This is a genomic window from Hymenobacter sp. BT730, assembly GCF_030542105.1.
Lineage (GTDB): Bacteria > Bacteroidota > Bacteroidia > Cytophagales > Hymenobacteraceae > Hymenobacter.
Map to the genome: position 1 here is coordinate 73,223 of NZ_JAUOFB010000003.1, position 12,026 is coordinate 85,248.

A 12,026-nucleotide genomic window follows, 5' to 3' on the forward strand; every position below is an offset into this window, starting at 1 on the left:
TAAAGCAGACTTGCCAGATGAAAAAAATACTATGCCTCGTGATAGTCCTTGGGGGCCTATTAATTAATCGGCCGGCCATGGCGCAGACGCCTGGCACCTGGGGAACATGGTTTATCGGCACCGTGCAGTTGCCCGGCACTCCCGAAAAGAAATGGGGTGGCTTTGCCGAGGTACAGGCCCGCACTAATGGCCTGTTCAGCCAGTACTTCTATAATGAGCTGAAAGGCGGCCTGAGCTACGATCTGGACAAGAACTTTACCGTGATGGTGGCCGGTGGGCGCTATGCCACTTATACTCCCAAAGACCTGGATGCCGGCCCCAACAACAAGGAAGCCCGCTTGTGGCTGCAGCTCACGCTTAACCAGTACATGAGCCGGGTGAAAGTAGAGCACCGCTACCGCCTGGAGCAGCGCTGGTTTAACTACCGCGGCGACAGTACCTCTACCCGCAACCGCCTGCGCTACCGTCTGAACGCCTTTGTCCCGCTCAATCACACTACCATCAGCCCGAACACAGTATTCGTCTCGTTTTATGATGAGATATTCCTGAACCCCAAAGGGCCGGTACTGGAGCGTAACCGGGTGTATGCCGGTGCAGGCTATCAGTTTAATACCCACCTCACCGTGCAGGCCGGCTGGGTAAATCAGGCAAACTACAACCTGCCCGCCTTTAAGCAGGGCCAGTTTCTGCCCCAGAATACCTCGGCCAAAAACAATATTGTCTTGGCCGTAAGCTACCGTCTGGCCCATAAAGCCAGCACTCCCGCACCAGAACACCTGCCTACCCAGCAGGACTAGCGCAGACCATACCAGCAGGATATGCAGCCCCTAATTAGCGCCGAGGAATTGCTAAAGCAGCCAAATGGCGCATTTGTGCTGCTGGATGCCCGCTCCGGTCCCAAAGCTCAGCAACAATACCAGGAACAGCACCTGGCCGGTGCGCTTTGGGTTGATCTGGAAAAAGATCTGGCCGCGCCTGGCAACCCCGCGCAGGGTGGCCGGCATCCTTTGCCCCAAGTAGCCGCATTTGCCGGGCTGCTGGGGCGGTTGGGGATTGGCCCGGCCACCTCTGTAGTGGTGTATGATGATAAAGCCGGAGCCAATGCGGCTGCCCGCTGCTGGTGGATGCTGCGTGCCCTGGGCCACCAGGCCGTATAGGTGCTGAATGGTGGCATGAAAGCGGCCGTACAGGCCGGTTTTCCTACCAGCTCGGCCTTTGAAAACCCCCTTCCCCTGGGCCCATATCCAGCTACTTCCTGGCAACTGCCACTGGCTTCGCTGGCGGAGGTGCAGCAGGCTTCCCAAACGGGAGAGGGCCTTATTATGGATGTGCGCGACGCCAACCGTTTCCGCGGCGAAACGGAACCAATTGATACTGTGGCCGGCCATATTCCGGGGGCGATGAATGTGCCACTCACCAACAACCTGGATGCAGAAGGAAAATTTCTGCCAGCGGAAAAGCTTCGGGAAAAGTATGCTGGCGTTATCGGCCAACAGCCAGCCGGGGAAGTAATAGTGCATTGCGGTTCCGGCGTTACTGCCTGCCACACCCTGCTGGCCTTTGCGCAGGCCGGCCTACCCATGCCCCGTTTATACGTTGGTTCCTGGAGCGAATGGTCGCGGAATAATCTGCCTATAGCCACTGGCGCTTAATACTCAAGTGCCCGTCCCAAAAAACATGACATTATTCTCGGGCCTGATAATACCTTGCAGGCTTACCGTGCCCGTCACAACCTTGAGGCGGGTGCCTGCGAATAGGTATGCTACCTTTACAGCTTCTGCTCCCCACCCTGGCCGTGTTGCATGTCCAATAAATTACTGGTGTTTCTGGCCGGGCTGCTGCTTGTCACAGCCCTGGGCTCCTATGTGTATTATCGGCGCACGGTAGCCCGCGTGCCCGTAGATGCCTGGGCGCTGGTGCCCGACGATGCCGTTTTTGTCGTGGCCACCCGTGACCATCCAACCCTGGTGCGCCACCTCAAGGAAACTCAGCTTTGGGATAATCTTACGGCGCTGCCCTACTTCCAGCAGTTTGAGGAAAATGCGGTGCTGTTGGATAGCCTGACCAACAGCCGCAACAACCTGCTGCGGTTTCTGGGGCGCAAAACGGTGCTGGCCTCCGTGCATGTTACCGGCCCTGGTACCTTTGATATTCTATACCAAGTGCCGCTAAACACCGTGCGCGAGTTCCGGCAGGTGCGGGCTGCTGCCGAGGCCTTGGGGCGCATTCCCCGTTTTCAGGTACAAACCCGCGAGTTTCATGATATGATGCTGACCGATATCCGGGCGAGGGGCACCGGGGCAGGGGTTACGTACTTCAACTACCGCAACCACCTCATCATCAGTGCCAGCCCGCTATTGATTGAGAAAGTAATAGCCCGCATTGAGCACGAAGGCCAGCCCTCCGTAGCTGCCGATTTTCATAACATTGATTACCAAAAGCTGAAGGGTGTAGATGCTACGCTGCTGGTAAACTACCGGCAGCTGCCGCCATTTCTAAATCTGTTTTTCCGGCCGGAGCTGCGCCCCAGCCTGGAAATGCTGACCGGCCTGGGGAAAAATGGCCTGCTGGAAATGCAGCTAGCCGGCAACAAGGTTGTATTCAACGGCTTTACCAACCCCGAAATTGCCCGCGATGCTTTGCACCAGCGCCTGCGCGGCCAGGTGCCCCAGCGCCTGCGCATGGCTGATATTCTTTCTCTGCGCACCGCTATGCTGCTGCACCTGGGCATACAAAAGCCGGCCTCCCTACGCCAGCCCATGCCCGCCCTATCCAATGCTGCCACTACTACCGCCCTGGATTCTGTGGCTTCTTTGCTGGATGGAGAAGTAGCGCTTTGCTATTTGTCTACCATTTCGGCGCGGCAGGCTCCGGCCCGCGTTGCTTTGGCTCATTGCGCCGATGCGGGCCGTATGGCGCTGGCGCTGGGCCACCTGCGCCGTGCCGCCGGTGGAAGCCCTTCTTTTGAGCGAGTGGGGCCCTACCAATTGTATCAGGTAGGAGTGGAGGAAGTGCCGGCCCGGCTGCTGGGGCCTCTTTTTCGGGGCTTTGGCGCAGGGGTAGTAGTGCAGGTGGGCAGCTTTGTGGCTTTTGCCCAGAATGCTGCCGAACTGCGCCCCTGGCTCCAGGATGTAGCAGCCGGAAAAGTGTGGGCCAAATCGCCAACGCAGGTTGCGTTGCTGGAAGAAATGCAGCCATTGGCCCGCCTGAGCGTAATTATGGATGCGCAGAACAGCTGGAACGTACTGTTGCGTGCCCTAAAGGAAGACCGACGGGCTGGGCTTCTGCGCAACGAAACATTGTTTAAACGATTCCCACAGATGGCCCTGCAGCTGGTGCCCCCAGCGGATAGTGAGCAGGAGCAAGGTGCCCAGTATTTTACCCAGCTGCTGCTGCGCCACCCGGCCGTGAGCAGCGTAGCCCAGGGTGCGGTAGCCGCAGAAGATGGAGGCTCCCTAACCTTCAGAAACCGCCTGATTACGCCTCCCATGCTGGTGAGCATTGCCAATGCCCGCACTCCCGGTATGCTGGTGCAGGACAGCCTGCGGGTGCTGCACTACATTACTCCAGAAAATGTTGCTACCTGGTCCGATACCCTCAGCGGCTCGGTAGTAGGCCCGGTACACCGCCTGCCTGTAGGGGATGCTTCAGGTTTTCTGCTGGCCACCACCAACCAGCTGGTTCTGTTAGACCCTCAGGGGCGCCCGGCGCCGCATTTTCCCCTCAACCTGCCCGATTCGGTGCAGGTAAGCTCACTCACTCCATCACCAAATCAGGGTGGCGCCACCCGGCTGCTGGTAGGTGGTGGGGGCGGCAATTTCTTTCTCTACGATACGAATGGTAACCTTTTGCCCAACTGGCAGCCCAAGCGCCTAGAGTTTTCTCCGGCGGCTCCGCCTCATTACCTCAGTGTAGCGGGCAGCGACGTTATTGTGGTACTGCTGGAAAATGGCTACATCTTCGCCTTCGACCGACAAGGTGGCACCTATCCGGGTTTTCCTATTAGTGTGGGGGCGCGTCTGCATACCTCGGCTTTTGTAGAGACGGGCTCCACCCTGCAACGTACTCGTCTCACAGTGGTTACGCAGCAGGGTGAGCGGGTACAGTTTAACCTGAGCGGGTACGTGCTCAACCGCAGCCGCATCAGCACCTGGAGCCGCGGCTGCACGTTCCGCATCATTCCGGATCAACAACAGCGCACCTACGTGGTGGTAAGGCAGGAGCCTAACGGCCTACTAACGATTTTTGATGCGGCCGGAAGGCGGGTAGTGGAGCGTCGCTTCACTACCTCCGACGTGAAGCCCGTACAGTTTTTTGATTTCGGTACTGGACGCCGACTATTATCCATCACAGAGCCCGGTCCCAACCAAGTGTATCTCTACAACTCTAAAGGCAAGCAGCTTGGTGGCCGTACCTTCCCCAGCAGTGCCCCCACTATAGAAGCCCGGTTTGATGCCAGCACTAACAGTTGGATAATCTACCGCTCAGAAGGTCGCGCGCTACGCCGCACCAGCGTAACCGCAGAGTAGCAGAAGCTGTTATTCTCAGAAAAACTTATTGATTGATATTGCTACCTGCTGATAAGTGCAGCTATGCCGTTCTGCGGAACAATAAATTAATCACCTCGTCCTGTTGGAAAAATAAGCTGGTATTCCGGTTTCCTGCTTAGGACATCCAGCCTTTTCGGTAGAAATACACCAGTTGCACAATTACCACCAGCAGGAGAGTGCCCAGTAGAATAGGGTAGCCCAAAGGATGGTAGAGCTCAGGCATGTTCAAGTAGTTGATGCCCCCGTGCGGGTTTTCACGCTGGAAGTTCATGCCATAGAGGCCTACCACAAAGCTGAGCGGAATGAAGATGCTGCTGATGATGGTCAGCACTTTCATAACCTCGTTCATGCGGTTGCTTTGGTCGGAGAGGTAGAGCTCCACCAGGCTATTCACCGATTCTTTGTAGCTCTCGGCCAGATCCAGGGCCTGCACGGAGTGGTCGTAACAGTCGCGGTAGAATACCTTCATTTCCTCTGGCATCACATCGTCCGGCAGGCGTAGGATTTCCATGATTTTGTCGCGCTCGGGGTACACCAGCCGGCGAAAGCGCACAATATCTTTCTTGATTTGCAGGATGCGGCCCAGCAAGCGCCGGTCGGCGCGGCGGGAGCGAAAAATCAGCTCCTCCAGGTGTTCAATATAGTCGCCAATGGCGGCCATAGTAGGGAAGTAGTGGTCGAGCACCACATCCGTTAAGCTATAGGCCAGGTAGAGTGGGGGGCGGCGCATAATCTGGCTGCGCCCTGAGCGGATGCGTTGGCGCACGGAGTCGAGGCAGTCATCGTAATCATCCTGAAAAGACAGCACATAGTTGGGCCCGGTGAACAGGCTAAGCTGGTCATCGTCAATCTCCAGGTCGGGGGTGAACTCCGTCATGCGGGAAACCAGGAACAGGCGGCCATCATCAAACTCTTCCACTTTAGCCCGCTGGTAGTCACCCAGCACGTCTTCCATCTGTAGGGCGTGCAGCTCGAAGTCATCCATAATGCGCTCCATCAGCGGCAGGTCGTCGTAGCCACGTACGTCAATCCAGTGCCGCAGGTGAGGATTGCGTGTGAAGGAGTCAATCAGTTCGTCATAGCTATCAAATTCCTTTTCCTCGAAAACCTCAGCATCATATGAAATCATGAACAGCCGGGGCTTGAGAGAATTCTCATGAATTATCAGGCTGCCCGGCCGTTGGCCTACTACCTGACGGCGGGCCTGGCGGGTTGCCTGCCGGTCGGAAATGCTGCTGGGATTGGCATCGGCTGCCGACTCCGGAGCAGGAAGGGGGGTAGCAGTTTCGCCAAGGGGCGGAATGGAAGACATGGCGCGAAGAGGCAATCAGGGAAAGAAGGAAAGCGGCTTGAAACCGCATATGCTACGGAAGCTACTACAAAAAGTAGAAGCTAGCTCCTTACCGCTGCCAACACTTCCTGATAGGAGAGCAGCAAAAGAGCCAGCAAAGCGGTGAGTAAACCCAACTGTCCGGTGCGCCCCAACCGCTCGCGGAAAAGGACGTAGCCGCCCAGTGCCCCCAGCAGAATAGTGCCAATGTTGGCCAGGGGATACACAAAAGCTCCATCGTTGCTGAACGCCCCCAAGGCTCTAATCAGAAAATGAACAGAGAAGTAATTCAAAATACCCAGAATAATGCCTGCCGGCAGGCTGCGCCATTGCAAGGTTTCTTCCTGAGCCCAAAGACGTGCTGCCAACACTCCAATGCCCACAACTGCAGCAGTGCCGAAGAGCAGAATAGGAAACAGCGCCTGTTGCTCCGGGGTGGATAGTAGCCGGGAACTGGCATAGTTCAGGAGCGTATCGCCGGAGCCGCTGGCCAGAAACGCCAGCACAGGCAGCCACCAGGCAGCCGTAGGCACTGCTTCTCTGCCAGGGCTCGGGGCGTTAGCCGGTGCTGGTTTCCACACGGTAAGAATAATGGCTACCACCGCCAGGGCAATGCCCATATAATTGAGCAGCGTGTATGGGCGTTGGGCCTGTTGCAGCACCAGTAGATTGAACGCCACGGGCAGTACCAACGACATCTTGGTAGCTACCGCCGCCGCGCTAACGCTCACGCGCTGGGTGGTGAGGGCAACCAGATAGAATGTAGTGATAAAGAGAGCCCCCAACACGACCGCAGCCACCAGCCACGGACCTCCGGCCTGCAACGGGGCCAGGGAAGGGGCGCCGCTCATGCCAAAACCCACTGCCGTGCAGGTAAGATAATTCACCACCAGCGCCTGAAACGTAGGGATGCGGAAACGGCTGAAATATTTGAAAGTGAAAACAATGGCCCCCGAAAAGAGCACGTAAATCAGAAGGGCAAGCATAAAGAAGGCTATGGAAAGATATGGATCAGGGCTAACGGGCCCTGCCTAACCATCTGCCGGAAAAGTGGCAGAAAGGGAAAAGTTGGGGCGCAAAGCTACGGGGTGGCCCCGGGCCGCCGCGTTTTTTTTACTTTCGCCCTCCATCCATGCCCACCCTGTTGAGTAATTCGGCTGCTTCTGATAATTCTCTGGTGTTGCCGGTAGCTGGCGGGCGCTATTCTGTGCGTTGGCAAACGGGAGTGGGTGCCGCACTGGCCCTGCCTCTGGCGTTTGAACTGTTTCTGTTTCTGCGGCCGGCTCATTTAGCCCTGCAGCCTGCCTCCGCTGAGCGGTTGCTTTTCTGGCTGGAGGACCACCGCATTCAGCAAACGGTGGCCCTATTTCCGGTATTTGCGTCCAACGCCCCCCAGCAAAGCATCACTCCCTACCAGGCGCCATTTGGGGGCATTCAAATAGCTGATTCGGTTTCAGGGGAAGTGCTGCACAGCTTTCTAATAGCAGTATTGGCCGAACTGCAAAGTCAACGGCTGCCGCTTGTCCGCCTAAGGCTTTATCCTGCAGCCTATGCGCCGGCTGCCGTTTCTAAGCTGGCACAGGCGCTTACCAGCCTGGGGTTTCAGATTTCCCAGGCAGAGGAAAACCACCACCTGCCTTTGCGCGAGGAATATGAGGCCGGGCTGCATCCCTCGGAGCGGCGGCGGCTACGGAAGTGCCAGCAGGCAGGTATGCAGTTTGAACAGGAGCCTCCTTTACTACTTCCGCTGGCCTACGAGTTTCTGGCGCAATGCCGGCAGGAGAAAGGCCAGGCCCTTTCTTTGCCGTTGGAACGCCTGCAGGAGTTGTTTCAGCAGTTTCCGCGCGACTTTTTTCTGTTTTCAGTGCGCGATGCAAAGGGGAACTGGGCAGCCTTAACAGTAGCTATTCGCATTAATGAACAGGTGCTTTATAATTTCTACCCGGCCAGTCCACTGGCATACAATGCCTATAGCCCCGTTGTGCTGTTGAACGCCGGGCTGCATGCCTTTGGCCGTGCCAAATGACATGCATCTGCTGGACTTAGGTACCTCCATGCTGCCGGAGGGGCCCAATTTTCCGCTGCTCCGGTTTAAAAAGCATCTGGGAGGTGTCAGCAGTCTGAAATTTACGTTTGAGGCCACAACTCTGCAGCCCTAGCCGGCACCTTACCCCTTGAATCCCGCCTCCACTTTTCCGCCCGCTTCTCAGCCTGAAACCCGCAGCGCGGTGCTCGGCCGTTTCCTGCGTGGCTCCCTAGGATCTGGAGTAGCAGTGCTGGCGCGGGCAGGTGGGGCTTTGCTGCTCAATAAGTTGTTGGCATTATACGGGGGAGCGGGTGGTCTTACGTTGCTGGCACATTTTCAAAACCTCATGGCAATGTTCACCACGTTGCCGAATGATGGGGTGCATGTGGGTATGGTGAAATATCTAGCACCACTGCCTGCCGGTTCTGCTCGTTTTCGGCTCTGGCTGGTAGCCGGCATGGCCATGAATGCGGCCGTGCTGCTGGTAGGTGCGGTGCTGTTGCTGCTGGCACGTACGCCCCTGGCCGGCGTGTTTCAGCCCACTGTGAGCTGGGTACTGCTGTTTGCGCTGGGCATCAGTCTGCTTACGGGCCATGCCTTTCTGGTTTCAGTGCTGTTGGCGGCCGGGCGCTTGCGGGCCTATGTGTGGCTCACGGTTGTGTTAAGTGCGCTGGGCGTATTGGCCGTAGGCGTCGCCCTGGCAGCGGGCTGGGAGGTGCGTTGGGCTTTGCTGGCTTATTTGTTAGCGCAAGGAGGCACACTGCTGGTCACAATGGTGGTAGCAGCCCGCGCTGGTCTGCTGCCTGATATGCGGGGCCGAATCAGCCCGGCGGCGTTGCGTGCTCTCAGTCATTTCCTGCTGATGGCCCTTAGCCTGCTGCTCTTCAGCAAAGCCGTAGACTTTGCCATGCGCGCCGTAATGATTCGATACTTTTCCCTGGCTCAAACCGATTTGTGGCAGGCGGTGGCTAAGCTTTCGGATAATTATACCATGGTTTTTTCAGCGGTGATGGGCAGCGTGTTTTACCCGCGCCTAGCAGCGCTTATTCATCAACCTGCTGCCCTAAGCACTTATATGCGCACGGTGTTGTTGCTACTGGCGCCGGTGCTGGCCCTGGGGCTGGGAGCATTGTTTCTGATGCGCCACTGGCTGCTGCCGCTACTCTTTGACCAACACTTTGCCGCCGCCGCTCCGCTATTGGGCCCACAGCTACTCGGCGACTGGGCTAAATTCCTGACCTGGACCTTACTTTTCCTGCTTTCGGCCCGGGCACAGGTGGGGCGCTACGTAGCGGTGCAGGCAGGCTCGGCGGTGTTGTATGCGGTGCTGCTGGCTGTGCTGCTGCCCCGGTTTGGATTGCTGGGGGCACCCCTGGCCCATGCAGCGCGTTTTGGGGTGTTGTTGGTGGGTACCGGTGTCGGATTCCGGAAATACTGGCTCCCAGCTTCCACCGTATGATGCCTCCTGATCCTGCCGCGCTGCCTCTGGTAACTATTGTGGCCCTCTGCCACAACCACGCGCCCTTTTTGCGCGAAGCCCTGAACTCTATCCTGGCCCAGACATATCCCAACTTGGAAGTTATGCTGGTTGATAACGCCAGCACCGATGGCAGTGCAGCCATACTGCAGGAGTATGCAGCCCAACATCCTGCCTGGAAGCTACAGCTACATCCCTATAACCTGGGCCTATGCCGGGCTTTCAACCAGGCGTATCGTAGCGCAAAGGGTGAGTATCTGATTGATTTTGCTACCGATGATGTGCTCCTGCCGGAGCGGATTGCCCAACAGATAGCCGCATTTCAGCAGTTGCCGCCCACCGTAGGGATGGTATATTCCAATGCGGAGTTGATAGATGACCAAGGGCAGCACATCCGCCTGCATGTGCATCAGCGCCTTGGAAAACCGTTTCCCGCGCCTGCCTCCGGGTGGGTATTTGCGGAGGTACTTCGCCGCTACTTCATCAGTACGCCCACTATGATGATGCGCCGCGCAACCCTTGACGAGCTGCGCGGCTACGATGAAACGCTGTACTATGAAGACTTTGATTTCTGGGTGCGTGCTTCCCGTAACTGGCAGTTCTACTATTTAGATGCGGTAACCACGCGCAAGCGGCAGCACGGTACTGCCATGTCGCGCGGCGCCTATCGTCCCGGCGACCCGCATTTACGCTCTACATTAGCTATCTGCCATAAAGCCTGGAAGCTGTGCCGGACGGAGGAAGAACGGCAAGCCCTGGCGGTGCGCGTGCGTTGGGAAATGCGGCAGGCGGCCCGCTGGGGTAGCTATGGAGCGGCCGCAGCGTATTTTACGCTGCTCCGCGAAAGTGGCCATGCCAGCATAATCGATAAAGTGGTAGGGATGTCAGCGCTGATTCTAAGTCATTATCAGAGAAATACCTGGTAAAGGCTCACCTTACCTTTTTGCGCTACTAGCTTGCGATGCGGAAACCTGGCCAACACCTCAGGCTCCGTATATTTTATCAGCTGCCGCGTCAGCTCCGGGTTGGTAAGGGTGCTGCGGTTAACCAGCATCCAGGCTGGTTTCTCCGTTGCCAAGGGCAGGGAATCGGCACTTTCATAACGCCGGTACACTAATGTAGGTACTGGGGAGAAGCCGTAATAAAAGTCAACCTTTTCCAGCAAGTGCTCATCCACATAAACGGTTCCTTGTGCCGTGTCCGGCAGGTACTGCCGAATTAGTGCCTGCTGCTCAAAAAAGGAAAATGCGCTGGGTTTAGCCATGAAATACAACGGCCGGATAGCCAGTACAGCGGCAAGCAACAGCAAAGTCATCAGCGGAAGGCGGGAGAAAAGAAGTGGTGAAACTCGCTCCGGGTGATGCAAAAAAAACATCCCCGCAAAACATACGCTAGCACCGGCATATACTACCGCGCCACTGTTATGCAGCAACAGCGCACAGGCCAGCAGCCCCATGGCCAGCCAACCGGCATACAGCCGATGTTGCAACGCTTCACGTAGGCCAAAACCTGCTGCCAGACACAGTGGCGGCAGCAGCGGTGTCATCATGCGCGGGGTGAGAGTAATAGGGTTGTACTGCTCCAGGGAAGTGCTGCCCCACCAGTAACAGGCTATGGCGCTTACTGCCAGCCATAACCAAAAGCGGGCTTCCGGCAGCCTCCGCGCCGGGCTTACGGCAGCCACCAGCGCCAGTAGCAGCGCTACCCCCAGGCCAGCCCCAAGGAAGCTGGCTAATGGCTGCCATGTAAGCCGAGCTAGCAGCTGACCATGCTGGGCTCCCAGGTAGTTTTTGGGCTGAAAATAGACGTTGGCTACCTCAATTCGGTGCAAGCGGTACAGCGCATCACCGGTGTACAGATAGTAGAAGCTGAGGTAGCCAAGTAGCAGGAGCAGCCCTGCACCTAAAGATGCCAGCCAGAACGGCTTGTGCTGACGGCGGAATAAATCCACCATTAGCACACCCCCATAAAAAGGCAGATAGAAAACCAAAGTCTCCTTGGCCAGAAAAGCGGCTAGTGTCAGTAGGGCAAAACTGATTCCCCAGCGGCGGGGGTGCTGCTGGCTTTCCCGGCGGCCGTAGAGCAGTGCGGATGCGCTGGCCAAGGCCCAAAACATCAGTATGTTATCGGGGTAGAGGTAGTTGGAAAGAGTAAGCATAAAGTAGTGCAGCCCCAGCAGCACCATAGCCCCGGCAGCCACCAAGGGCGCACGGCGCCGGTACAGTGCCCAACACAGCACTAAGGTACCCACGGTACATAGCAGGGGCCACAGCGTGGTAGTATAAATACCCACTCCAAATAGGCGGTAGAAAAGAGCCACCGGCGCAAACACCAGCAGTCTTTCCCGAAACGGCTCTATCAGCAGGTGTTCCGCATCGGGATTTACCTGGAAAGTACCCGCGGCTAATTCGTGAGCCAGTCGGGCATAGTGGTAGTCATCGTAGTCGTATAGGCCTTCGTGGGTGAAGAAGAAATACGCAACAATGAAAACCACCAGACCAAGCAGCGTCCAGGTAGCCACACGCGGGGAGGAGTCCTTCATAGTACAAAACAAGGGGATTATCGGCAGGCACCGCCCTACTTTAGGACACTATCACTGAAAAAGCCAAAAAATCCCGCAACTTCGCCCCTCTAATTAAGGCA

The 12,026-nt window shown here is 56.9% G+C and carries 10 protein-coding genes; 7 read left to right on the forward strand and 3 right to left on the reverse strand.

What is annotated here, in order from left to right:
- Positions 1-17: 17 nt before the first annotated feature.
- The 4 genes from Q4G72_RS10120 to Q4G72_RS10135 all read left to right on the forward strand — a co-directional run bounded on the left by Q4G72_RS10120 (position 18) and on the right by Q4G72_RS10135 (position 4,529).
- On the forward strand, positions 18-797 hold the full coding sequence (locus Q4G72_RS10120) for a DUF2490 domain-containing protein (protein WP_303311307.1): 780 nt from the start codon (positions 18-20) through the stop codon (positions 795-797).
- 21 nt (positions 798-818) lie between these two features.
- Positions 819-1,157 (forward strand): sulfurtransferase, encoded by a 339-nt coding sequence (locus tag Q4G72_RS10125; protein WP_303311308.1) that lies wholly within the window; start codon positions 819-821, stop codon positions 1,155-1,157.
- 15 nt (positions 1,158-1,172) lie between these two features.
- On the forward strand, positions 1,173-1,652 hold the full coding sequence (locus tag Q4G72_RS10130; RefSeq protein ID WP_303311309.1) for a sulfurtransferase: 480 nt from the start codon (positions 1,173-1,175) through the stop codon (positions 1,650-1,652).
- 150 nt (positions 1,653-1,802) lie between these two features.
- On the forward strand, positions 1,803-4,529 hold the full coding sequence (locus Q4G72_RS10135) for a hypothetical protein (RefSeq protein WP_303311310.1): 2,727 nt from the start codon (positions 1,803-1,805) through the stop codon (positions 4,527-4,529).
- 136 nt (positions 4,530-4,665) lie between these two features.
- On the opposite strand, the gene corA is transcribed toward Q4G72_RS10135, so the two are convergent.
- Both corA and Q4G72_RS10145 read right to left on the reverse strand, forming a co-directional pair.
- Positions 4,666-5,862 carry a magnesium/cobalt transporter CorA gene (gene corA / locus Q4G72_RS10140; protein ID WP_303311311.1) on the reverse strand — a complete coding sequence of 399 codons (1,197 nt, stop codon included), beginning with the start codon at positions 5,860-5,862 and terminating at the stop codon, positions 4,666-4,668.
- Between the two features lie 80 nt (positions 5,863-5,942).
- Positions 5,943-6,866, reverse strand: a complete 924-nt coding sequence (locus tag Q4G72_RS10145) for a hypothetical protein (protein WP_303311312.1) — start codon at positions 6,864-6,866, stop codon at positions 5,943-5,945.
- 146 nt (positions 6,867-7,012) lie between these two features.
- On the opposite strand from Q4G72_RS10145, the gene Q4G72_RS10150 reads away from it, so the two are divergent.
- The 3 genes from Q4G72_RS10150 to Q4G72_RS10160 all read left to right on the forward strand — a co-directional run bounded on the left by Q4G72_RS10150 (position 7,013) and on the right by Q4G72_RS10160 (position 10,309).
- Positions 7,013-7,906: a hypothetical protein gene (locus Q4G72_RS10150; RefSeq protein ID WP_303311313.1), complete on the forward strand. Its 894-nt coding sequence runs from the start codon at positions 7,013-7,015 to the stop codon at positions 7,904-7,906.
- A 148-nt stretch (positions 7,907-8,054) separates the two neighbouring features.
- Complete coding sequence (locus Q4G72_RS10155) at positions 8,055-9,365, forward strand: MATE family efflux transporter (RefSeq protein WP_303311314.1); 1,311 nt, start codon at positions 8,055-8,057, stop codon at positions 9,363-9,365.
- The gene (locus Q4G72_RS10160) at positions 9,362-10,309 is read left to right on the forward strand and encodes a glycosyltransferase family 2 protein (protein ID WP_303311315.1); all 948 of its coding nucleotides are present in this window, start codon (positions 9,362-9,364) and stop codon (positions 10,307-10,309) included. The genes Q4G72_RS10155 and Q4G72_RS10160 overlap by 4 nt, the downstream gene beginning before the upstream one ends.
- Here Q4G72_RS10160 and Q4G72_RS10165 read toward each other — a convergent pair.
- Complete coding sequence (locus Q4G72_RS10165; protein ID WP_303311316.1) at positions 10,291-11,925, reverse strand: ArnT family glycosyltransferase; 1,635 nt, start codon at positions 11,923-11,925, stop codon at positions 10,291-10,293. The genes Q4G72_RS10160 and Q4G72_RS10165 overlap by 19 nt on opposite strands.
- Positions 11,926-12,026 lie beyond the last annotated feature (101 nt).